Source organism: Rhodoferax sp. GW821-FHT07G04, assembly GCF_059418585.1.
In genome coordinates this window covers 149,849-171,794 of sequence record NZ_JBWKQD010000003.1, presented here as the reverse complement: position 1 = coordinate 171,794, position 21,946 = coordinate 149,849, and the positions used below count along the sequence as shown (strand labels likewise).

The following is a 21,946-nucleotide window of genomic DNA, read 5'->3' as shown; positions in this document are numbered from 1 at the left end:
CCCCGATGCAATGGATGTCTGATTCTTCTTGCCGCACAGGCTTCTCGGTGCGGCCGCTGGCTGCCGCGCTAGGGGTCATGCTGGGCTTGCTATGCGCCGGTAGCACACTGCACGCGCAGCCTGCGGGTGAGGTCAAGGACCCGCATTACGGCGACACGCTGTTCCAATATTTTCAGGACCACTATTTCACAGCGGCCACCACGCTGATGGTGTCCCAGCACTTTGACCGCGTGTCACACCACCGCGAAGAGGCCGAGGTCTTGCGCGGCGGCATCCTGCTGTCCTACGGCCTGCACCGCGAGGCCGGCGACATCTTTGCCCGCCTGATCGACATGGGTGCAACACCGCCCACGCGCGACCGGGCCTGGTTCTTCCTGGCCAAGATCCGCTACCAGCGCGGCTACCTGGCCGAGGCGCAGGTGGCCATGGACCAGATAGGCAGCGCACTGGCGCCCGAGCTCAAGGAGGAGCGCACGCTGCTACAGGCCAACCTGCAGATGGCACGGGGCGAATACAGTGCCGCGGCCACCACGTTGGCTGCCGTGGACAGCAAGGCCCCCAGCGCGCGCTACCTGCGCTACAACCTGGGTGTGGCGCTGATCAAGGCTAGCCAGACTGAGCGCGGCACAGCGGTGCTGGACGAGCTGGGTCGCGCCCCGGCCGAAGACGAGGAATACCGCGGACTGCGTGACCGCACCAACCTGGCCCTGGGCTTCGCGGCCATGGCCGACAACCAGCCCCAGGCCGCGCGCAACTACCTGGAGCGTGTGCGCCTCAAGAGCCTGCAGGCCAACAAGGCATTGCTGGGTCTGGGCTGGGCTGCCGCTTCAATGAAGGAGCCTGAGCTGGCCCTGGTGCCCTGGATGGAGCTGACCGAGCGCGACGTGCAAGATTCGGCCGTGCTGGAGGCCCATATCGCCGTTCCCTATGCCTATGCGGAACTGGGCGCCTACGGCCAGTCCGCCCGCGGCTACGAGCAGGCCGTGGCCACATTCACCCGCGAGTACGGTGCGCTGGACGAGTCCATTGCCGCCCTGAATACCGGCAAGCTGGTGGCGGCGCTGGTGGACAGCAACCCCGGCGATGAAATGGGCTGGTTCTGGGGCGTGCGCGAACTACCCGATATGCCCCACGCCGCCCACTTGGCCCATGTGCTGGCTCAGCACGATTTCCAGGAAGCGCTGAAGAACTACCGCGACCTGATTTTTCTGACCAAGAACCTCAACGAGTGGCGTGAGAAGCTCAGCGTGTTTGACGACATGCTGGCCAACCGCCGTAAGGCCTTCGCCGAACGCCTGCCCCAGGTGCGTGCCCGTGCCGACGCCGTCGGCATTGCCCCGCTGCGCGAACGCCACGCGGCGGCGGCCCAGTTGGTTGCGGCCGGTGTTGAGGCAGCGGATGGCATGGCCTTTGCCGATGCCAAAGAGGTGGATCTGCTGGCACGGCTGGCCAATGTGCAGTCGCTGCTGAAGGCCACCGCCGACCAGGCGGATAGCGGCAATGCCCGCGAGCGTGCGCGCCTGGCGTCGGGCGCCCTGGCTTGGCAATTGGCGCAGCAATACCCGGAACGGGTTTGGCGCTCGCGGCAGCAACTGCAATCCGTGTCCGACGAACTGGCTACGGCGCAGCGGCTGGATGCCGCCCTGGCACAGGCACAGCAAGACGAGCCCGCACGCTTCGCACGGTTTGACAAGCGCATAGCCGCCGTCAGCCCGGTATTGGACGCCTTGATGCCCCGTCTGGCAGCACTGACCCATGAGCAGCAACAGGCCGTGCAAGGCATTGCTATTGCCGCACTGACACGCCAGCAGGAGCGCCTGGGCGCGTACTCCACACAAGCCCGCTTTGCGCTGGCCCAGCTCTATGACCGTGGCACCGAACATGCCGCCGACCGCTCCGCCTCAAGCAAGGAGGCAGACCATGCAAAACAGCCATAAGCTCACGCTACTGACACTCTGCCTGCTCAGCGCCTGCGCCAGCAAGCAGCGCGGCACGCCCGACAACGAACCCACCCTCAAGACACTGGCCGGCCGCACGGTCACAGTGGAACGAGACGCCGGCGTGGCCGCCAACCCCGCGCAAGCCATCGCGGCCTACCGTGGCTTCTTGGCGGTGGCACCCAAGGCCCCGCAACGCGAAGAGGCCATGCGACGCATTGGCGATCTGGAGATGGACAGCGCCGACCAGCACAGCGAAGACGCACCGTCCGGCGGCGCACCCGATTACAAGACCGCAATCGCACGCTACCAGGATGTCCTCAAGGCCTACCCCAACAGTCCCGGCAACGACCGCGTGCTGTACCAGCTGGCCCGCGCCCAGGAGCAAGGCGGTGATCTGGACAGTGCTTTGAAGACACTGGACCGCCTGGTCAAGGATTACCCCGCCACCACGCACGGCGACGAGGCTCAATTCCGCCGCGGCGAACTGCTGTTCACCGCCCGCAACTACGCACAGGCCGAAAAGGCCTACGCCACCGTACTGGCCAGCGGTGCGGCGGGCCGCTACCACGACCGCGCGCTGTACATGCAGGGCTGGTCGCAGTTCAAGCAGGGTCGACTGGAAGAAGCCATACAGTCTTTCTTCGGCGTGCTGGACCACAAGCTCACCAACAGCGGCGATGGCGATCTGGACGCCATAGCAGGCCTGACCCGCGCCGACCGTGAGCTGGTCGAAGACACCTTCCGCGTCACCAGCCTGAGCCTGACCAATCTCAAAGGAGCGGAATCGATCGCACCCTATATCAACTCGCCCGAACGCCAGGGCTATGCCTTTCGCGTCTATGCGCAACTGGGTGAGCTATACCTCAAGCAGGAGCGGGTCAAGGACGCCGCCGACACCTTTGCGCTGTTCGCCCGCAACAGCCCGCTGGACGCGCAGGCCCCCATCTTCCAGGCTCGCGTGATTGGCATCTACGAGCGCAATGGCTTTGCCAACCTGGCGCTGGACGCCAAGCGGGAGTACGTGGCCCGCTACGGCAGCAACAGCGCTCTGCGCAGCAGCAACCCCGAGGGCTGGCAAAAGGCCCAGCCCCTGGTGCAGACCCATATGGTCGAGCTGGCGCGCCACTACCATGCCAACGCACAAAAGAGCAAGCGCCCTGCCGACTACCAGGAGGCTGCGCGCTGGTACCGCGACTACCTGGCGGCCTTCCCCAAGGACCCGCAAGCCGCGCACAACAACTTCCTGCTGGCCGAACTCTTGTTTGAAGACGGCCAGTATGCGCAAGCCACCACTGAGTACGATAAGACGGCCTACGACTATCCGGCACATGCGGCCAGCGCCGATGCCGGCTACGCCAGCCTGCTCAGCTACGCGCAGCAACTGAAGAAAGTCAATCCGAGCGAACGGCCGGCCTTGCAGCAGGCCAGCGTGGCCAGTGCGCTGCGCTTCGCCAAGGCCTTTGGCAGCGACACCCGCGCCGCGCCGGTGCTGGCCGATGCAGCCGAAACACTGCTGGCACTCAAAGACTTCAAGCAGGCCGCGGCCGTGGCGCAGCAGATACTGGAGCGGCAACCCGCCGCACCCGATGCCCAACGCCGCATCGCCTGGAGCGTGCTGGCCGATACGCGCTTTGACGCCGCCAACTTTGCCAGCGCCGAGCAGGCCTACGACCAGGTGCTCAAGCTCACGCCCGACAAGGCAGCCGGGCGCGACGCCTTGGTCGAGCGCCATGCCGCGGCCATTTACAAGCAGGGGGAGCAGGCCCGCACCGCAGGCGAAACGCGTGCGGCCGTCGGCCACTTCGAGCGGGTCGCTGGCGTGGCACCCCAATCCACAGTGCAGGCTGCGGCCCAGTACGACGCGGCTGCATCGCACATCGCGCTCAAGGACTGGGATGCTGCCGCGCGCAGCCTGGAAGACTTCCGCAAACGCTACCCCAAGCATCCGCTGCAGGCCGAGGTGGGCGGCAAGCTGGCCGTGGTCTACGTGGAGAAGGGCCAATGGGCCAACGCCGCCACCGAGTTCGAAGGCCTGGCAGCAACCAACAAGGACCCCGCCATTGCCAAGGACGCGCTGTGGCAGGCGGCCGAGTTCTACGAGAAAGCCGGTGCACGCCCCGCCGCCGCCAAGGCCTATGAGCGCTACCTGGCCCAGAACCCGCAGCCGCTGGAGCCCGCCCTGGAAACCCGCGCACGGCTGGCCCGCCTGGCCCGCGAAGACCACAACCCAGCCCGCGCGCTGGCGTTGCAAAAGGACATCTTCCAGGCCGAGCAGACCGGTGGCACGGCACGCACCGACCGCACGCGCTACCTGGGCGCCGCAGCCGCGCTGGCTTTGGCCGAACCGGCGGCCGATGCCTACCGCAAAGTGGCCTTGACCGAGCCACTGCAAAAGCAGCTCAAGCTGAAGAAGGCCAAGATGGAAGAGGCGCTGAAAGCCTATGCCGTGGCCACCGACATGGGCGTGGCCGATGTGACGACCGAGGCCAGCTACCGCATCGCCACCGTCTACCGCGACTTTGGCAAGGCCCTGCTGGCCTCCGAGCGGCCCAAGAAGCTCAACAAGGCCGAGCGCGAACAGTACAACGTGCTGCTGGAAGAGCAGGCTTTCCCGTTTGAAGAAAAGGCGACCGAGATCCACACACTGAATGCCCAGCGTGCGGCCAGTGGAATCTACGACCAATGGGTCAAGAGCAGCTTTGAAGCCCTGCGCGAATTGCGCCCGGTGCGCTATGGCAAAACCGAGCGCCTGGATGGCAAGGGTGCCGAGCAGGCCGCCTCGCTGAACCAGTTGGGCGTCAACCAGCGCCAGGCCGGCCAGTTTGACAAGGCACGGCAGGCCTATGAGAAGGCGATTGCGCTGGATGCCAATTACACGCCCGCCATCCTCAATCTGGGCATCTTGCAAGACCTCTACCTGGGGGACAGCAAGCAGGCGCTGGCGCTGTATGAGCGCTACCTGTCGCTGACACCAGCGGGTGATGCCACCGTCGCCAAGTGGGTGGCCGATTTGAAGAACCGCAAGGAGAAGGCATGAACACCACCCAAGCTCGAACCGCCATGGGCATTGCGGCCGTGGCCACCGCGCTGGCCTTGCCCGCGCTGGCGCAAGACCGTGCAGAGATCGACCGCACCCGCATCACCGGCAACCGTGAGCTGCCCAAGGTGCTGTACATCGTGCCCTGGAAGAAACCACTGCCTGGCGATCTGTCGGGCCGTCCCCTGGTCAGCGTGCTGGACGAAGCGCTAGCACCACTGGACCGCGACGTGGTGCGCCGCGAGCTGCGCTATGACGCGCTGACCAAGGCCAAGACGACCGACACCGCGCAGCCCACCGCCACCGCTGCACCACCTGCCAAGTAGCGATAACCCACCCAGACTTCACCCCCTGATTTTTTACCGGAGACCACCACCATGAACGCCCTCAACACAGCCATCAAGTTTTTCCAGGATTGCGGTCTGTTTATTTACCCCAGCGTGCTGATCATGGCCCTGGGTGTGGCCATTGCGATCGAGCGCTATGTGTTCCTGAGCCGGGCCCGCAGCCAGAACCGCTCCGTCTGGGCCAAGACTTTGCCCATGCTGCAACAGGGCCTATTCAAAGAGGTGCGTGTGTTGACAGCCGGCTCGGACTCAGCCGTGGGCAAGATCGTCAACTACGGCCTGACCCGCATGCAAAGCCCTGGTCGCCGCGAAGACTATGACGCAGCGATGGAAGAAGGCATGATGGAAATCGTGCCCCGCCTGGAGAAGCGCACGCACTACATCGCCACCTTTGCCAACGTCATTACGCTGGTGGGACTTTTGGGCACCATCATCGGGCTGATCAAGGGCTTTACCGCCGTGGCCCAGGTCAACCCGGCGGAAAAGGCCGAGCTACTGTCGGCCAGTATTTCCATCGCCATGAACAACACGGCCTTCGCGCTGATGGTGGCCATTCCCTTCCTGCTGATCCACGCCTTCCTGCAGGCCCAGACCAGCGAGATCGTGGATGGGCTGGAGGCGGCCAAGATGAGCTTCCTGAACCTGGTGCAGCGCCTCCATGCCGAGCAGACGACCGGCGGTGGCGCGGTCGCCAAGGCGCACTGACACGGGCACGGCCATGAGAAACCGACGCCTTCGTAAAACCGCGGCGCATCTGGAGATCACCGCCTTCATCAATCTGATCGTGGTGTTGGTACCTTTTCTGCTATCGACCGCGGTGTTCACCCGCCTGTCCGTCATCGATTTGACGCTGCCGGCCAAGAACTCCGGCGCACTGGAGCAGGTCAAGGCGGACAACCTGCAATTGGAAGTGGTTGTGCGGGCCGACGCGCTGGAGGTCGGCGACCGCCTGGGCGGGCTGATTGAACGCATTGCAGCCACGCCCACCGGGCCGGATGTGAAAGCCCTGTCGCGCCTGGTGCAGCAGCTCAAGACCCGCTTCCCCGACAAGGCGGATGCCACCATCCTGGCCGAGCCCAACACGCCCTACGACACCCTGGTCCAGGTCATGGACGTCGTGCGCGCGGGCCATATGGCACAGGGCGACAAGGTGGTGCGGTCCGAATTGTTTCCCAATATCTCCATCGGGGATGCGCCAACACGCAACCCCTGAGTTGGACACAGCATGAAACTCACTCCCCTACAAAGGCGCGCCGAACGGCGCGGCCGCAACCAGAACATGGTGGACATGAACCTGGTCTCGCTGATCGATGTGTTCACGATCCTGATCTTCTTCCTGCTCAGCAACGCCGGTGGTGTGGAGACGCTGCCGCACTCCAAGGCCGTGCTGTTGCCCGAGTCCGTGTCCGAGACTGCTCCACGCGACACGGTGGTGGTCACCGTCAGCGGTGCCGACATCCTGGTTGATGGCCGCAGAGTGGCCTCGAGCGTAGATGTGTTGGCCCAGGGCGACGACCTGATAGCCCCGCTGAAAGCCGAGCTGGACCTGTTGCAAAACAGCCGCCAGGTTGTGCGCGCAGACAACGCGGCGCTGGCCCAGCGCCTGACCATCATGGGTGACAAGGAGATTCCCTACCGCCTGCTACGCCGCATCATGGTGACCAGCGCACAGGCCAACTTCAGCGATGTGTCCTTCGCCGTACGGCAGAGGCTGGAATCATGAGCGCCGCGCTGGCCGTTTCCTTCCGCAAGCCCATCTTGCCTTGGGCGGGCTCGCCGGAAGACGATCTGCGCTTTGCGCGCGTGCGCAATGGGGTGCTCATTGCCAGCACGCTCGTGTGCCTGGTCGTCTTGCTGATGCCGGTGGTCGTGCCCGACCGCAGCCAGGCCCCCGATCTGCCGCCGCGGTTGGCGACGATGATGCTGGAGAATGCCAAGCCACTGCCCGCCATGCCGGCGGCCAAACTGGTGCCCAAGCCCGAGCAGCCTCAAGCCGTGTCGCGCAACCCGGAGCCCGCCCGCAAGGTAGCGCAGAACAAGGAGGCGCCCGTGCCCGAGGCCCGCGTACCCGTGCCCAACAAATCCCCCGGTGAGGCCGATGCTGCGCGCCGCAAGGCAGCGGGCGTAGGCCTCTTGGCCATGTCCAAGGATCTGGCCGAGCTGCACGGCGCACCGCTGGCCGTGCAATTGGCGCCGGTCAAGCAAGGCCCCGGGGTGGGCACGGGCACCGGTGTGGGCGTGGGTGCGGGCACCGCCCCGGGCTTGCCCACGCGCGCGCTGATCACATCCAACGCCACCAGCGGCAGCGGCGGCATCAACACGGCCGGCTACAGCAACAACTCCGGTGGCGGCGGCCTGGCCGGTCGCTCCACCACGCTGGTCGAAGGCGCGGTGGGCGGGGGCGGCGGAGGTGGCCCCGGTGGGGGTGGCGCACGTGGCCGGGGCGACGGCACCGGCAGCGGCTTTGGCAGCGCTGGCAGTGTGGGTGGAAAGCTGGCGCAGGGCGGCAGCGGCAAGGCCTCGCGTTCCATTGAAGAAATCAAGCTGGTCTTTGAGCGCAACAAGGGTGCCATCTACGCCATCTACAACCGGGCGCTGCGCGACGAGCCCGGCCTGCAGGGCAAGGTGGTGCTGGAGCTGAAGATTGCGCCGGCGGGCAATGTGACGGAATGCCGCATCGTCTCCAGCGAGTTGAAGACACCAGAACTGGAGGCCAAGCTGCTGGCCCGTGTACGGCAGTTTGACTTTTCTGCCAAGGACGTGGACCAGATGGTCGTGACCTGGCCGGTGGACTTTTTGCCGTCCTGAGGGTTTACCCAGGCACAGGCGCGCTTTTGCGGCGACCCAAGCCTCGTTTTAGGGGCCTGTCTCGGTATTTTCCGGCCATTTTCGCGGGGCTTGGCCATCCCTGCGGCGCTGTCGTGCGATAGTATCGGCCGCAATTGCCCGAACTACCGGTACCGAACATGACGACAACAAGACCCTGGCTTTACCTCTGCGTGGCTGCCAGCCTGCTGCTGGGAGGCAGCAGCGCCTTTGCTGCGGCCTATAAGTGCACCAATCCCGGTGGGGGCATTTCCTACTCGGATACGCCCTGCCCCAACACGGCCAGCAAGGGCGAAAAATTGCTGGGCCGCGGTGCGGGGACCAACCCGCTCAACGACGCGGAGAAGGCGGAGTTCAAGGCGGTGATGCTGGCCAACTGCAAGGCGCCACGCAATGTCTGCGAGTGCGTGGCCGACACGATGGCCGACTCTCTGACGTATGAAGAAGTGATGCAGGCCACCCGCAAAAAGAACCAGGATTCGGCTGAGATCCAGGCCAAGACCCAGAAGGCCGTGGCGCAGTGCCGTACGAAGATGTCCAGTCCATGAAACCCAATTTGTATGCCGCGCTGGGCGTCTCCAACGAGGCGAGCCTGGAGGAGATTGCTGCAGCCGTCGACCAAAAAATGGCCGCTGCCAAAGACAACAACGAAAGGGTCTACCTGCGGCATGCCAAGGAGGTATTGGGTTCCCCAATCAGCCGCGCGGCATACGACACCAAATTGCGCCAGGAAAGGCACGGCACTGTCGTTCGAGCGGATGCAGCCGATGAGGACGCAGAGCCATCCGGCGTGATGAGCATGCTGGCAAAGCCGCGGGGCTTGGTGTTGGCCGCCGCCATTCTCGTGTTGGCTGGCTTCTGGTACCAGCAGCACCATGCCAAGAAAGTGCCGGCTGAGGCAGCGCGACAGCTTGTCACGCCAACGCCCACGATTGCTGCCGCACCGGTGCTTGCCCCGGTACCCGGCACCATGCCGGTCGCCACGGTTCAACAACCCACCAATGAACTGTCCCCTGAGGCGGTGTATGCAGCTGTGGCGCCCAGCGTCGTGGTGATTGAAGCCGCCGACATGTATGGCCGCGTATTCGCCACCGGCAGCGGAGTCATCACAGCCTCGCAACAGGTGGTCACGAACTGCCACGTCGTCCAGCAGGCGGTGCAGATACGGGTTCGATTGGGGGGCACTGAATATTCGGCCAGCAGCAGCACGTCCGACACCTACCTCGACCTGTGCATGCTGCAAGTCGCCAATCTGCCGGGCAATGGCGTTGCGCGCGGCTCCGCCAGCAACCTGCTGCGGGTTGGGCAGACCGTATATGCCGTCGGTGCGCCCCAGGGCCTGGACAGAACGCTGAGCCAGGGCTTGATATCGGCCCTGCGCACGATGCCCAATGGCACGGTCATACAGACCTCGGCCGCCATTTCACCCGGTTCATCGGGCGGTGGTTTATTCGATAGCCGCGGTCGCTTGATAGGCATTACCACCTTCCAGGCCAAGGCGGGGCAAAACCTCAATTTCGCTGTGCCGGTGGACTGGCTGGACACCATGCGCACCCGTTAAACCCGCCCATTCGGTGCGGGCTCGGCCCTTTTTTTTTTGCCCTCTTTTTGTCTACTGTGCTGCACAAACACCTGCCCATCGATACGCCCACCGAACACCCGCAGCCAAACCGCCGCCACGCCCTGCTAGCAGGCCTGAGCCTGGCGGCCTTGCATCCCTTGCATGCCACCGCCGCATCCGAGGCTTGGCCGCGCGCCAGTGCCGTGCCCGGCGGTGTGGCACGCTTGAACCTGGGCCCGGCCGCCACGCGACCCAGCGCCTATCTGGACGACGTACCCCTGCTGGTGCTGGGTGACGCCCGGCAGTGGACCGCATTGGTCGGTATCGGGCTGTCGGCCACACCCGGCCCTGCCAGCATTGCGGTGCAGACGGAAACGGGTAGCCGCCGCACCGTGGACTTCCACGTGGCGCCCAAAGACTACCCGGTACAGAAGCTCAAGGTCGCTGCCAGCAAGGTGGATTTGTCCGATGCGGACGAGGCACGCTTCGAGCGCGAACGCACGCACATGGCCAAGGTGCTGGCGACCTTCAGCGAGCCTCTGCCCCCATCTGCGCAACTGCGCATGGCCGTGCCCGTGCCGGGCCGGCGCTCCAGCTCCTTCGGCCTACGTCGCGTGTTCAACGGCCAAGCCCGCAGCCCCCACAGCGGCATGGACATCGCGGCCGCATCGGGCACCCCGGTACTGGCACCGCTGCCGGGGCGTGTCATCGACACCGGCGACTACTTCTTTGGCGGCAATACGGCGGTTCTGGACCACGGTGGTGGCTTGTTGACCATGGTGGGCCATTTGAGCGCCATCCACGTCAATGTGGGCGATATGGTGAAGACTGGTGAGCGCATCGCATCGGTAGGCGCTACGGGGCGCGTGACTGGCCCGCATCTGCACTGGGCCATTGTGCTGAACCGCAAGATGGTGGACCCCGCTTTGTTCTTGGCGGCTTGAGGTCGGTCAGGGACCGACTCAGCAATGCGTCGGTAGATTTGCTTGCACCTTAAACCCAGTATTTCCGCATCAACTCCACCGACCACGATGGCTGGCGCACCGGGCCACGTGGCAGAAACTCCGCCAGAACCGGCTTGATGTCGATAACAGGCGTGCGCCGCGAACAATCTTGTCGTCGGTCACGCGGTCAAACAAGTAGATGATTCCACATGGGAGAACTCGCTGAGGCCGGCCAAAGCCGTGCTGTCAAAGGCAGACGTCAGCGTGATCACGGAGCGGTGCGCGCCCCAGGCATCGTCTTCCACAGCCGTGCGGGACGACTTCACAAATCCAATGGGTTCGATGGTAAACATGGCCACAGTATGCCGTCAGTCAGCACGCCTACTTGCCTGTGCCGGTCTTGGGCCCACGCCCCTTGCCCGCTAGCGCCGCCGGCACCGTGATGCTGAAGCGCTTGGCCATGGCAGCGTACTCACCAGAGTCGATCAGCTTGCCCAGGCCCGTATTGAAGGCTTGGCGCAGCTCTTCGTGCTCGGCATCCTTGGCAAATGCGAAGTAGCCCACCTCTTTGCCGATCATCGGCGACACAACGGTGAACTGGTCGTACTTGCCCAGCGCCGCCATACCGGCCGTGGTGTTGCGCTCGTTGGCCACAAAGAAGTCCATGCGGTTGTTCAGCAGCATCGTCAGGCCACTCTCCACCGTGTTCGCGTTGGTCACACCCAGATTGGTGCGCTCCTGATCGAAGGGACTGCCATAGACCCAGCCCAAGACGGCGACCAGGCGTTTGCCCTTCAGTGATTCGTAGCTGCCGTCCCAACTTTCCTTGGAGCCGGCCAGCTTGTAGAACACCATGTTGTCTTGGTAGAAGGGCTGATCGGCGAAGGCAAAGCGCGCCTCCCGTGCCGGTGTCTTATACGGTCCCACCAGCACATCGGCACTGCCATTGGCCACCATCTCCTGCGCCCGAGCCCAAGGGTAGATGCCGAACTTCAGCGACAGGCCCTGTTGCTGGGCAATGGTGCGCGCCAGTTCCGCACCCAGGCCCATGAACTCGCCGGTCTCCGTTTGCTCGTAAATGCGGGCAAAGGTGGTGCCTACGACGAGAAACTCCTTGGCCTGGGCCGCACACGCCGCCACGGCACACAGCGTGCCGAGCACCCAGCGCCGCAAAGTCAAACAACGAGTGAGCATGTGCAGAGTTATAGCCCAATGCGGTTCAGTTGAAAACATCAAATTTGGTAGCACCATAGGCATATTCGACGAGGGCTACTCGCTACTTTCGTTGAAAACTTCCACGAGGCACGATTAAAAAACCTAATACGGGTATCTTTGTTCTTATAGACACCCTGGCTCTATAGGAGTGGTTGCATCTTGTAACCAAATTTAGCGTTGGCGCAACCCAATTTCACCTGTCTATGGGAGGCGCGAATCTAGACTGCCGCTTACATTTTGCGCGCGTGGCGCGATTCACCGCAACACCGTCACGCACTCCTCGCTCACAACCAAAACGATTTGCATGCGATCTTCACATTCAGGCAGCCAAGCACTACCCATTTTCGCCGACTGCCGCTCCAAGGTGCAGGCCTGTAGGGGTCGGCCATGACGCCCCCGAGGCCCACCGCATGGCGGCTGCTGTGCGACCCCTGCGTGCACATCCTGCTCTTGGTGCTGGCCTTGGTCGGCTACAAGCTCTTCGCGCTGGAAATGGTGTCGCGCACCTACATCGGCTGCCAGTGGTGCCTGTCCACCAAAGCGGTGTCGCACGAGTCAGAGTTGGTGCTGGTGCTGTTGGCCATCCACCTGCTGTCCTGCGTTGCGCTCTGGCGGCCCCTGCGGGTGTTGCTGCGGCTGGTGTTGATCACATGCCTGCTCATCACCGCCGCCGATTTGCTGGTGACCCATGAGCTGTGGACCCGCCTGACGCTGTCCGAGATGTTGGAGTTTTCCGGGGAGCTGGGAGCCGTCTCGGGCTTTTTGCGGCAGTTGCTACCCAATGTCTGGGTCATGGTGGCAGTAGCGGTGGCAGGTGCCATGGTGCTTGTGGTCTTGGCGCGCTACCTGCTGGACAAGCGCCCCTCGTTGCCACCGCTGCTTTTATACCTGCTGGTGCCCGTCGGTCTGGTGGGTTGCGAGTTGGTGGAAACCAAGGAATACCACGACGCGTTTTTGCAAAACTCACTGCAAGTGTTTTTCAGCCGGCAGACCAAAGACACACCCTACTCCAAGGAATTTGCCAAGACCTTGACCGCCACGCTGCCCCCGGAGCTCCCCCATTGCGGCAAGGGCAGGCACGCCCGCAACGACGTGATTCTGCTGGTGTTCGAGTCGCTGTCCATGTACCACAGCGCCCTGTTTTCCGGCATCAAAGACTGGATGCCCGAGTTCGACAAAGTCAGCAGAACAGGGGTGCGTTTCTCCAACTTCTATGCCAATGGTGTGACCTCGGAGCAAGGCCTGGTCGCCCTGTTGACCGGAGAGCCTCCCATAGCGAAGGGCAAAGATGCCAAAACCCTGTTTGAGCAATTCCGCAACCCGGCCGATGCGGTGCCACGCATGCTGCACACCCGGGGATACGACACGGTCTTTCTGACCACCGGCAATCTGGGCTTTGTCGGCAAGGGCAAATGGCTCAAGGACATTGGCTTTGATGTCGTCGAGGGCCATGAGGCGCCTGCCTACAAGGGCCTGAAGCGCTACCAGTTCGACGCCGCGTCCGACGACGCTCTGTACGCCAGCGCCCTGTCGCATCTTCAGGCGCACAAGACGACGCCCACCTTCATGACGCTGGAAACCGTGACCACACATTTGCCCAATGTAGATCCCGAGACCGGTGCCCACTCCCAGGAGCTCACCTACCGGTATGCCGACCGCCAACTGGGTCGATTTGTGCGCGACCTCAAAGCCACCGGCTTCTTCGAGCACGGCACGTTGATCATCACCGCCGACCACCGGGCCATGGTCCCCATGAGCGCACAGGAGCAAGCGCTGTACGGTGACCGTGCCTATGTCCGCATTCCGATGACCATCCTGGGCGAAGGCTTGGTGGAGCGTGAAGAGACTGCGGCCTTCTCGCAGACAGACCTGCTGCCCTCGTTGCGCGAGGCCACGGGCTCAGGCTCGCAGTGCGCGGGGGCTAACCAGGGCGTCTTTCTGCCCACGGTATCGCATCCACCCCGATGCATCTACACCAACCGCAGCTATGACCTGAACCGCGTGTTTGTGCATTGCGGCGCACAGGACTTCACCATTGCCTTGAATGGCGACCAAACCGCGTTTGTCGACGCACCTGCATCGGCGGCACCCGACCTGCTGAACGAACTGCACCGTTTGCGGCTGGGCAAGGGCTTTCACTAGGGCCAGGCTAGAGCCAGGTTGCGGCGGCAACTTTACAGCCCGCAGCACCTGATTGACAATCTCCACGACCGCCATACGCCGCAAGCCCTCTCGCAAAACGCTATACGGGGCGCTTGCCTACTGGCGCGGAGCCCACTCATGACTGACAACACCTCGGCCCCATCGCGCCTGCGCGCCGTGCGGACTTGTGGATACGCCCTCGCGCTGGCGGCCCTCTGCCTGCTGGCCGCAATGCCTCAGCTCGCGGCCGCGCAAACCACCGAACTCACGTGCTACAGCGACGTCTTCGCGCCCTATGTGGTGCAAGACAGCAATGGCAATAGCGGTATCGGGGCCGATGCGGACAAGATCAGCGGCATCGACACCGATGCAATTGCCGAGGCGGGCAAACGGGTCGGCATCCACGTGGTGTTCAAAGTGCTGCCCTGGGTGCGGCTGGAGAAAGAAATCGAAAAAGGCGCCCAGAGCTCGGTGGACTGCGCCTTTGCCTACACGCTGACCGACGCGCGCAAACTGACGATGGACTTCACCACCGTGCCCATCAAGCTGTCGGTGCTGAGCATCTACGCACGCAAGGACGCCTTTCCACACTTCAATGGCTTGGACGACTTCAAGGGCAAGACCCTGGGCATACGCCGCGGCTTCAAGCTGCCGCCGGCTCTGCAAGCGATGGTGGCCAAAGGTGACATCCACATTGAAGAGGTAGACCAGGACCCGCAAAACTTCCAGAAACTCAAACGCGGCCGCATCGATGGTGTGCTGTCCAACCAGGACGTGGCCATGACCCTGCTCAAGCAGACGGCCAGCGAAGACGCCATCGTCGAGCTCAGCCCGCCGGTACAGACCATTGCCACCTATGTCGTCTTCAACAAGGCCAAGAATTTGTCGGCCTTGGTGCCCCGGTTGGACAAGGGCATTGCCGACATCTATGCCGACGGCAGCTACAAGCGCATCAAGGCCAAGTACCTGTAAAGGCCTGCGACCTTCTGCTAAGGCTTGAGCCGCTCGTCCAGCATCGCCAGGATGCGGTCCAGTGCCTGGCGCGTGGGGTGGCCGGCCTCGTCCACCAGGTCCGTAGTCACCGCCGAGTGGGCAATGGCCGGTATGCCGTGCGGGTTGCCCCGGCTGGAATCGATCTCTATGGCCTCGAAGCCCGTGCCCAGCTCACGGCGCAGCGTGTCGAAGCGCGCGGCGGGACACAGCGGGTCGCCCGTGAAGCGCAGGCCCAACACACCGCAGCCCTCTTCGCGCACACGGCGCTTGACCACCGCCAGGTCTTGGGGCGACAGATGCAGTGCAGCCCGGTGCGATGCACTCACCGGTGCAGGCAATGAGGGCTGGCACAGCACCGGTGCCATGACCGGGGCATCCACCATCAGCGACAGCGCGAAATTGCCGGTGATGCACATGCCTATGGCCCCCACGCCGGGCCCGCCACATTGCTGGTGCGCCAGGCGACACAGCGCCCGCAACCCGTCCGTGATCGGACTGGAGGCATGCTTGGCCAACAGCGAGAACTCGCGCCGTATGCAGGCCACAGCCAGTTGCTGCCCCATGTAGTGCAGCGAGATCGCCTGGCCCGGCGTGCCAAACAACAGCGGCAGGTAGACGGTGAAGCCCTGGTCGGCCACACGCCGCGCGAAGGCAGCCACCTGGGGCGTGATGCCGGGTATCTCGTGCAGGATGACCACGCCCGGCCCTTGCCCGCGGCGGTAGACGCTGCGGTCCGCACCATCGTGCGAGAACGAAAAAGATTCGAAACCTGCCAACTCCATGTGTACCCCCTGAGCATCCATGGTAGCGGCTCGGCAAAATCCGCCTTGCTCCGACTCGACAACACTACAAATTACATAGCGCCATATGTAGATATTACGAGGGCTATTGGTACTTTTTACCAACGAATGCCGTGAGCAGGGTCTCAACAAACCTGTTATGGGTATATTTGATCTCCCACTGCAGGTTTGGCTCCCGCAGTGGGCTCATGCCATTTCAGCGCTGCGCCACACCCAACTCGGCGCGGGGTTTCCAGTCGCCATCCGCCGCCACGGTTTTGGCCGCGCCTACGAACAGGCGCTCGGCTGGCAGCTTGCGGCTGGCCAGGTAGTCCTTGACGACCACACCGCGTTGCAGGGCCAGTTCGCGCATGCTGTCTTCACTGGCGGGGATGCTGGTCAACAGCAGGGCCTCCATCTGCGCGTCGGGTATGTCCTTGGCCAGGCCGACCAGGTTGCGTGGCTTGGTGATGTCGGCGCGGCGGTATACGTCTTTCAACAACTGGGCGTATTCCGCTTCAGTCAGCGCGGTAGTGGCGGCTGCGTCCTGGCCGGTGACGACGGCGCGACGGCGCTTCTCGCCCAGCATCAGGGCCTTGAGGCGTTCGCGCTTGTAGGCTTCGCGCTCGGCGTCCAGGCTGGCGGTGCCGACTACGGTCACGTTCAGCGTGGGGCGCGTGGCCATGGCCTTGGCAATCTGGTCCAGGCCTTGCATGGCCGCGGGCGATAGCACGCTGCTGCCGGGGGCAAAGGCCACGGCGCTGGGCTCCTCATGGCTTGCCCCCCCACCGCCCATGGCGTGGGCCAGCAGGCTGAAGGGCGAGGTCAGCGCCTTACCGATCAGGTTGGTCACCACCTTCCAGGCCAGGGACCCAAAGCTGAACTGCGGGTCGTTCAGCGAACCGCTGATGGGCAGGTCGATGTCGATGACGCCATTGCTGTCTGCCAGCAGTGCCACGGCCAGCTTCACGGGCAGGCTGTTGGGTGCACCCTTGACCTCGTCGCCAAAAGTCAGCTGGTTGAGTACCAGTTTGTTGCTGGCCGTCAGTTGGCCATCGGGCTGCACGGTGTAGGTCACGTCCATGCTGAGCTTGCCGCGTTCGATGCCATAGCCCGCGTATTTGACCGAGTAGGCGGTCAGCGGCGGCAGGTCCAGATCGCGCACCTTGCCCTTGATGTCCAAGGCCAGCGGCTGGGCCAGGGGGTTGATCTTGCCGGTCACTTCCAGCGACGCCGTGCCCTCGGCGCGGCCGCGCAGCTCCAGATCCGCGAGTTGTACGGCCCCGTCTTTGGCTTGGGAGCTGAAGCGGCCCAGTGTGCCCTGTAGCTCGCTGAGGTCGGCTGAATAGTTGGGGCGTATGAAACGGTCGGAGAACAAGACCTTGCCATGGACCAAGCGCATCCCGCCCATGCTGACCACCGGGGCGGGCGATGCCGCTGCGGCTGCGGGCACGGTCGGGGTGGCGCTGGCCGGCGCGGTAGCGGCCACTGGGACCTGCGCACCACCGGTCTGCTCCGGCTGCTTGGCCCTGACCACGTCTTGCAGGTTGACGCGCCCATTGGGGTTGACGATGACGCGGGCGAAGAAATCCGACAGCGTGGCTTCGCCCACCTGGAAACGGCTGGCCGCACCGGGAGCCATGGAGAGCGCGATGCCGGGCATATTCAGCGCCTTCCAACTTAGTAGTTCCTCTGTCACCCCCAGATCGGGCGCGTCGGCCGGGGCACTGCCGGCGGCGGGTGTGCCCACGACGGAGTTGGCGCGGAAGTCCTCCAACGCAGCATCGCCTTGCACCTGCACCTCGGGGCCTGCAGCGGTGGCGCTGTAACGCACCTGGCCCTTGAAGCTGGCGTCGGCCCGCAGCACGGCGATGTTGAGCTGGTCGGCCAGGTAAGGGGCCACGGCGTGCAACGGCAGGTCCACCGCTTCTAGCGTGCCCTGTATGCCCACGGGTGCCCACGTCACTGTGCCGCGGTAATTCAGTGTGCCGGGCTCGGTGCGGCCCGATTTGACGCGGGCCGACAGCGTCAGCGGTGCGGGCTTGCTGCCATCCAGCGCCGCGCCCTTCAATTGCAGCTTCAGGGCAGCAAGCTCCAGCCGCGCCGGACGGCCCAGGCTGCGATCGTCCAGCTTGATGCTGCCGTCATCAACCGTGAGTTCGGCCAGGCTCAGTTGCCAGGGATTTGCGACCGGGTTGCCGGTTGCGGGTTTGGCGACGGAAGCGGTTAGTGCAGGGGTGGAAACGGGCGCCGAGGCCGATACAACAGGGGCGCCATCTGCGCTGGCCGCCTTGACCGGTTCGGGTGCAGTCACCGCAGTGTTGCCTGCGGCACCGGTTGCCTTCAGCCAGCGTAGCGGCATCCACTGCCCCTGCGCATCGCGGTGCAGCATGGCGCTGGGGCCGCGCAGGGCGATCTTGGCGATAGCGCCGGTGCGGGCGCTCAAGTCCAATTGCGCATCGCTGATCTCCAGCAGCTTGAAGCGGGGCATCTCGGCGGCCGCGCGCTCGGCGCTGGTGGGCCCGGCCGCGCCAGGCACCACGGGTGCAGAGGCCGCATCCTTGCCCGCAGACTTGAGCGCGAAATCGCGCACGGCCAGGCGCGGCACCGCCAGTTGCAACGTGTCGCTACCCTGCTGCTTGCCAGCCGCCCAGCTGGCATCCAACTCGGCATCCAGCAGGCCTTGCACAGCGGGCTGCAGGAACTGCGCCATATAGGGTGCTGCCAGACCCAGCTCGGTATCGCCCAGACTGATGTGCAGCTTGGCCAAGGCTTGGTCGCCCTCCCCCTTGAAGGCCAGGCGCGCCGTCTTGCCACCCTTGAACGGGACCGTGGCCGAGCCCTCTGCGCGGGCTGCGGTGGACGCCAGTGGCCATTGCAGCGCATGGGCCTGCAGCTCCAGATCGGCCAGCGCCAGCCGCGCCGGTTGTGGCGTGCTGTCGTCTGCCCATTGCAGAGCGCCGCCGTGCAATGCCAGGCGGTCCACAGCCACCGCCCAGCCGGGCTCCGGCGCCGACGGTGTTTTAGCATTCTTGGCCTTAGCCCTCGTGGAATCTGGTTGAGCAGCTACAGTATTGGTAGCATTTGTCGCGTCTGCCGCAGCGGGCGCGCTACCGCCCAGCGCCAGGTTCAGATGGCCGGCACGGTTGCGGCTGGCTTGCAGGCGGGGGCCTTCCACGTCCAATGAGGCCAATTTGACAACCCGCTCCAAGGGGCGCACGTCGGATAGCTGGGCCGCCACGGCGTCCACTGCCAGCAACGGAGCACCCACCGCATCGGCCAGCGCCAACTTGGACAGTTTGAACGCACCGCTGAGCTTGAGTTTGGACAGGGCCGCCTGCTCAAAGGCCAGACGCAGGTCGGCATCCACCACCGCGCCTTGCACGCGCACGGGCAGGCTGCTGGGCAAGTAGGGCAGATAGGGCGCCAGATCCAGATGGCTGATCTTCAGCGAGGCCTCGCCCTTGTTGGTCTGCGCAAAGGGCGTGCCCTCGGCCGCCGTGTCAAACGCGCTGCCATTGAGCGTGAACGCCAGGCGGGGCACGACCTTGACGGTGCGCTTGGACTCCAGCGTGCTCAAGAACGGCACCGCCAAATGCAGCGCGCGCACGCTGTGCTGGCGCACACCGCCGGCCGTGTGGTCGGAAAAGTCCACGGCACCGTCGTTCAGGCTCAGGTTGTACAGCGCAAACTGCAACGGTGCAGGCGAAGCCGAAGCGGGCGCCTTGGCCAGCGTCTCCACGATGTCGTCCACGTCATAGCGGCCATCACCCAGATGGGCGATGCGCAACGTAGGGGCATCGACGGTGATGGCATCCATGACCGGGGCCAGGCGCAGCACCGACTCCAGCTCGGCATCCACATAGATGCGAGCCACTTGCAATTGCTTGGACTTGCCGTCGGCCGTGGCCACTGCCAGATCGCTCAGTATCAGTTCCAAAGACCAGGGCCTGAAGGCCACAGCGCCCACACTGACCGTGCGCCCCAGGGCCTGGCTGGCCTTCTCCTCCACCAGGCGTTTGACCAGTGGCGGCACGGCCAACCAAGCCAACACCCACACGGCCAGCAGCGCCCCACCCCACCAGCGTGCCCGACGCAACCACACAGGGGAAATGGAAAAGGGGAACTGCATGGGTGCGCTTTCGTCGGTCGGTACGGCAGAGTAGGGAGCGTAGATTTTAGTTGCCACGCCGGCGGGACAAGCGGGCCATAATTTGTGCGACAGTTGGCGCAGGCAACCGTGCTTGCATAGTCTGTGCGCTCCCAGCACCCTGGCCTTGAAGGAACCACCGTGACGACACCTGCCGATCCCCGCGAACTGCTGACCGCCGCCGCCATTGCCGCCCTGCCGGGCCAGACCAAGATCCACGACCTCAACCCCAATGCGGTGCGCAGCAGCAAGTCGCTGGGTGATGCCGTGGGCCTGCAGCACCTGGGCGTGCATATGGTCACGGTGATGCCCGGGCGCGACACCACGGAATACCACCGCCACTGGTACGAGGAAGAGTTCCTGTACGTGCTGTCCGGCCGGGGCACGGCCGACATCGATGGACAACTGCACCCGGTCGCAGCGGGCGACTTCATGGGCTTTGGCCGGAACTCGCCCGCCCATGGCCTGTCCAACACCGGCACCGAGCCCCTGGTGTGCCTGGTAGGCGGCCAGCGGCTCGAGCAGGATGTCTGCGACTACCCACGCAGCCGCAAACGCCTGTACATGAACGGCAAGGATGAACACATGGTGGACCTGCCTCCCCCAACAACCTGAGCAACAGCTGCGCCACGCTTGACATCCGCATGGAGCCCCCACTGTGACCATTCGCCGCCTGACCAGGGCTGTTCTCTGCGGGGTGGCCCTGCTTGCCTGTGGCGCCGCTGCGCAGGCCGAGCCCTGTGTCATACGGCTGGCCTACAACGATATTGCGGCCCCGCCCTACTACTTTGGTGATGGCGGCAAGACGCCGCCCAACCCCGGCCCTGCCATCGAATTAGTGGAATTGGCCGCCACGCAATTGGGCTGCAAGATGGTGTGGCAACGCAAGCCGCTCAAGCGCATCATCCGCGAGCTGGAGTACAACGCCATCGATGCCACCCTGGCCTTGTCGTACAGCAAGGAGCGCACGGCATTCTCGGTCTACCCCATGAAAAATGGCGTACCCGACGCGGCCTTGGCGCTGTGGTCGCTGTCGTACGATTTCTATGTCAAGCAGGGCTCCACGCTGAAGTGGGATGGCAAGCAGTTCAACCGAAAGCCCAGCATCGTGGGTGCCAACGCGGGCTATTCCATCGTCAGCGATCTGGGCAAGCTCGGCTTGCCGGTGGAAGAGGCGCCCGGCGACCTCAACAACCTGGGCAAACTGCTGCACGAGCGCATTGAGGCCTATGCCGGCCAGAGCCTGTTTGTCGACAAGCTGCGTGAGCAAGCGGAGTACCAGGGCATTGAGAAACTGCTCCCGTCCATCACCCGCAAGGACTACTTTCTGGTGTTCTCCAATGGCTACTACGCCACTGCGCCCGACACGGTCAACAAGCTGTGGAAACTGATCCCGGAATTCAAGAAATCCCACGGCGAAGCATTGGACAAAAAGTACCAGGCACTGCTGGGCAATACGATTGCGATTTTTTGAACCGCGATGCCCAATGCCCCGCCATTTCCCTACCTTTCCCCGCCCATGCACACCACTGCACCTCTTTCACGCGCAACACGGCTGACCGCAGCCGCCACGCTACTGGCCGCCGCGCTATGCCAGGCGCAGGAAGAACCCCGCGGCAACTACTTCAACGATCCCTTTGTGCAGGTGACCGATGGTCTGCCCACCTGCCCCACGCAAAAGGGGCCGCAAATCACACACGCCGAAGTGCTGACCCAGACCCATTACCGGGCCGAGCGTGGCACGAGCTGCTACCAGGCCGGGCGCTGCCGTTTGCCCAATTCCTATCTGTATGACCAGGAGATCATTCCCCGCGTGCAGAAAGCCCTGCTGGCAGATGGCAGTTTTGGCGATACCCGTGTGTGGGCAGAGGGCCAGCGCCGCTGGGTCTGGATCAAGGGCTGCGTGCGCACGCCAGACCAGTCTCGGCGCATAGAGCAGTTGGTGCGTGGCATTGACGATGTGGAGGCCGTCATCAACGAGCTGGTGGTTCTGGACCGCTGAGCAACCAGTG

General features: G+C 64.1%; 19 protein-coding genes. 15 read left to right on the top strand and 4 right to left on the bottom strand.

What is annotated here, in order from left to right; genetic code table 11:
• Window positions 1-14: 14 nt before the first annotated feature.
• From AC07OO_RS18080 to AC07OO_RS18035, 10 genes are all read left to right on the top strand, one after another.
• A complete protein-coding gene (locus tag AC07OO_RS18080) occupies window positions 15-1,937 on the top strand; it encodes a tetratricopeptide repeat protein (RefSeq protein WP_495083526.1) in 1,923 nt (640 codons plus the stop codon).
• Window positions 1,921-4,977, top strand: coding sequence for a tetratricopeptide repeat protein (locus tag AC07OO_RS18075; protein WP_495083525.1), 3,057 nt, complete (start codon window positions 1,921-1,923; stop codon window positions 4,975-4,977). Before AC07OO_RS18080 ends, AC07OO_RS18075 begins: the two co-directional genes overlap by 17 nt.
• Window positions 4,974-5,303, top strand: coding sequence for a hypothetical protein (locus AC07OO_RS18070; protein ID WP_495083524.1), 330 nt, complete (start codon window positions 4,974-4,976; stop codon window positions 5,301-5,303). Before AC07OO_RS18075 ends, AC07OO_RS18070 begins: the two co-directional genes overlap by 4 nt.
• A 51-nt stretch (window positions 5,304-5,354) precedes the next feature.
• Window positions 5,355-6,029 carry a MotA/TolQ/ExbB proton channel family protein gene (locus tag AC07OO_RS18065; RefSeq protein WP_495083523.1) on the top strand — a complete coding sequence of 225 codons (675 nt, stop codon included), beginning with the start codon at window positions 5,355-5,357 and terminating at the stop codon, window positions 6,027-6,029.
• A 13-nt stretch (window positions 6,030-6,042) separates the two neighbouring features.
• Complete coding sequence (locus AC07OO_RS18060) at window positions 6,043-6,537, top strand: ExbD/TolR family protein (RefSeq protein ID WP_495083522.1); 495 nt, start codon at window positions 6,043-6,045, stop codon at window positions 6,535-6,537.
• A gap of 12 nt (window positions 6,538-6,549) precedes the next feature.
• The gene (locus AC07OO_RS18055) at window positions 6,550-7,047 is read left to right on the top strand and encodes an ExbD/TolR family protein (RefSeq protein WP_495083521.1); all 498 of its coding nucleotides are present in this window, start codon (window positions 6,550-6,552) and stop codon (window positions 7,045-7,047) included.
• A complete protein-coding gene (locus tag AC07OO_RS18050; protein WP_495083520.1) occupies window positions 7,044-8,132 on the top strand; it encodes a TonB family protein in 1,089 nt (362 codons plus the stop codon). The genes AC07OO_RS18055 and AC07OO_RS18050 overlap by 4 nt, the downstream gene beginning before the upstream one ends.
• 158 nt (window positions 8,133-8,290) lie before the next feature.
• Entirely contained in the window at window positions 8,291-8,698 is a 408-nt protein-coding gene (locus tag AC07OO_RS18045; protein ID WP_495083519.1) for a DUF4124 domain-containing protein, read from the top strand.
• Complete coding sequence (locus AC07OO_RS18040; RefSeq protein ID WP_495083518.1) at window positions 8,695-9,711, top strand: trypsin-like peptidase domain-containing protein; 1,017 nt, start codon at window positions 8,695-8,697, stop codon at window positions 9,709-9,711. Before AC07OO_RS18045 ends, AC07OO_RS18040 begins: the two co-directional genes overlap by 4 nt.
• A gap of 47 nt (window positions 9,712-9,758) precedes the next feature.
• Window positions 9,759-10,655 carry a peptidoglycan DD-metalloendopeptidase family protein gene (locus AC07OO_RS18035; RefSeq protein WP_495083517.1) on the top strand — a complete coding sequence of 299 codons (897 nt, stop codon included), beginning with the start codon at window positions 9,759-9,761 and terminating at the stop codon, window positions 10,653-10,655.
• 179 nt (window positions 10,656-10,834) lie between these two features.
• On the opposite strand, the gene AC07OO_RS18030 is transcribed toward AC07OO_RS18035, so the two are convergent.
• Together AC07OO_RS18030 and AC07OO_RS18025 are read right to left on the bottom strand one after the other, a co-directional pair.
• Window positions 10,835-11,008 carry a hypothetical protein gene (locus AC07OO_RS18030; RefSeq protein WP_495083516.1) on the bottom strand — a complete coding sequence of 58 codons (174 nt, stop codon included), beginning with the start codon at window positions 11,006-11,008 and terminating at the stop codon, window positions 10,835-10,837.
• A 28-nt stretch (window positions 11,009-11,036) separates the two neighbouring features.
• Entirely contained in the window at window positions 11,037-11,849 is an 813-nt protein-coding gene (locus AC07OO_RS18025; RefSeq protein ID WP_495083515.1) for a substrate-binding periplasmic protein, read from the bottom strand.
• A 408-nt stretch (window positions 11,850-12,257) separates the two neighbouring features.
• On the opposite strand from AC07OO_RS18025, the gene AC07OO_RS18020 reads away from it, so the two are divergent.
• Both AC07OO_RS18020 and AC07OO_RS18015 read left to right on the top strand, forming a co-directional pair.
• The gene (locus AC07OO_RS18020; RefSeq protein WP_495083514.1) at window positions 12,258-14,012 is read left to right on the top strand and encodes an LTA synthase family protein; all 1,755 of its coding nucleotides are present in this window, start codon (window positions 12,258-12,260) and stop codon (window positions 14,010-14,012) included.
• A gap of 138 nt (window positions 14,013-14,150) precedes the next feature.
• Window positions 14,151-14,984: a substrate-binding periplasmic protein gene (locus AC07OO_RS18015; protein WP_495083513.1), complete on the top strand. Its 834-nt coding sequence runs from the start codon at window positions 14,151-14,153 to the stop codon at window positions 14,982-14,984.
• Between the two features lie 17 nt (window positions 14,985-15,001).
• On the opposite strand, the gene AC07OO_RS18010 is transcribed toward AC07OO_RS18015, so the two are convergent.
• Entirely contained in the window at window positions 15,002-15,787 is a 786-nt protein-coding gene (locus tag AC07OO_RS18010; protein WP_495083512.1) for a dienelactone hydrolase family protein, read from the bottom strand.
• A gap of 214 nt (window positions 15,788-16,001) precedes the next feature.
• A complete protein-coding gene (locus tag AC07OO_RS18005; RefSeq protein WP_495083511.1) occupies window positions 16,002-19,916 on the bottom strand; it encodes a DUF748 domain-containing protein in 3,915 nt (1,304 codons plus the stop codon).
• A 159-nt stretch (window positions 19,917-20,075) separates the two neighbouring features.
• On the opposite strand from AC07OO_RS18005, the gene AC07OO_RS18000 reads away from it, so the two are divergent.
• Genes AC07OO_RS18000 through AC07OO_RS17990 form a run of 3 tightly spaced genes read left to right on the top strand, consistent with a single transcriptional unit; the run spans window position 20,076 to window position 21,936 of the window.
• A complete protein-coding gene (locus AC07OO_RS18000; protein WP_495083510.1) occupies window positions 20,076-20,549 on the top strand; it encodes a cupin domain-containing protein in 474 nt (157 codons plus the stop codon).
• A gap of 43 nt (window positions 20,550-20,592) precedes the next feature.
• Complete coding sequence (locus AC07OO_RS17995; RefSeq protein WP_495083509.1) at window positions 20,593-21,408, top strand: hypothetical protein; 816 nt, start codon at window positions 20,593-20,595, stop codon at window positions 21,406-21,408.
• Between the two features lie 45 nt (window positions 21,409-21,453).
• Window positions 21,454-21,936, top strand: a complete 483-nt coding sequence (locus tag AC07OO_RS17990) for a BON domain-containing protein (protein WP_495083508.1) — start codon at window positions 21,454-21,456, stop codon at window positions 21,934-21,936.
• Window positions 21,937-21,946 lie beyond the last annotated feature (10 nt).

What these genes read in the sequence shown, in the direction of transcription:
- AC07OO_RS18080 (WP_495083526.1), top strand. Translation starts at nt 15, where the DNA reads ATGTCTGATTCTTCTTGCCGCACAGGCTTCTCGGTGCGGCCGCTGGCT.
- AC07OO_RS18075 (WP_495083525.1), top strand. Translation starts at nt 1,921, where the DNA reads ATGCAAAACAGCCATAAGCTCACGCTACTGACACTCTGCCTGCTCAGC.
- AC07OO_RS18070 (WP_495083524.1), top strand. Translation starts at nt 4,974, where the DNA reads ATGAACACCACCCAAGCTCGAACCGCCATGGGCATTGCGGCCGTGGCC.
- AC07OO_RS18065 (WP_495083523.1), top strand. Translation starts at nt 5,355, where the DNA reads ATGAACGCCCTCAACACAGCCATCAAGTTTTTCCAGGATTGCGGTCTG.
- AC07OO_RS18060 (WP_495083522.1), top strand. Translation starts at nt 6,043, where the DNA reads ATGAGAAACCGACGCCTTCGTAAAACCGCGGCGCATCTGGAGATCACC.
- AC07OO_RS18055 (WP_495083521.1), top strand. Translation starts at nt 6,550, where the DNA reads ATGAAACTCACTCCCCTACAAAGGCGCGCCGAACGGCGCGGCCGCAAC.
- AC07OO_RS18050 (WP_495083520.1), top strand. Translation starts at nt 7,044, where the DNA reads ATGAGCGCCGCGCTGGCCGTTTCCTTCCGCAAGCCCATCTTGCCTTGG.
- AC07OO_RS18045 (WP_495083519.1), top strand. Translation starts at nt 8,291, where the DNA reads ATGACGACAACAAGACCCTGGCTTTACCTCTGCGTGGCTGCCAGCCTG.
- AC07OO_RS18040 (WP_495083518.1), top strand. Translation starts at nt 8,695, where the DNA reads ATGAAACCCAATTTGTATGCCGCGCTGGGCGTCTCCAACGAGGCGAGC.
- AC07OO_RS18030 (WP_495083516.1), bottom strand. Translation starts at nt 11,008, where the DNA reads ATGTTTACCATCGAACCCATTGGATTTGTGAAGTCGTCCCGCACGGCT.
- AC07OO_RS18025 (WP_495083515.1), bottom strand. Translation starts at nt 11,849, where the DNA reads ATGCTCACTCGTTGTTTGACTTTGCGGCGCTGGGTGCTCGGCACGCTG.
- AC07OO_RS18020 (WP_495083514.1), top strand. Translation starts at nt 12,258, where the DNA reads ATGACGCCCCCGAGGCCCACCGCATGGCGGCTGCTGTGCGACCCCTGC.
- AC07OO_RS18015 (WP_495083513.1), top strand. Translation starts at nt 14,151, where the DNA reads ATGACTGACAACACCTCGGCCCCATCGCGCCTGCGCGCCGTGCGGACT.
- AC07OO_RS18010 (WP_495083512.1), bottom strand. Translation starts at nt 15,787, where the DNA reads ATGGAGTTGGCAGGTTTCGAATCTTTTTCGTTCTCGCACGATGGTGCG.
- AC07OO_RS18005 (WP_495083511.1), bottom strand. Translation starts at nt 19,916, where the DNA reads ATGCAGTTCCCCTTTTCCATTTCCCCTGTGTGGTTGCGTCGGGCACGC.
- AC07OO_RS17990 (WP_495083508.1), top strand. Translation starts at nt 21,454, where the DNA reads ATGCACACCACTGCACCTCTTTCACGCGCAACACGGCTGACCGCAGCC.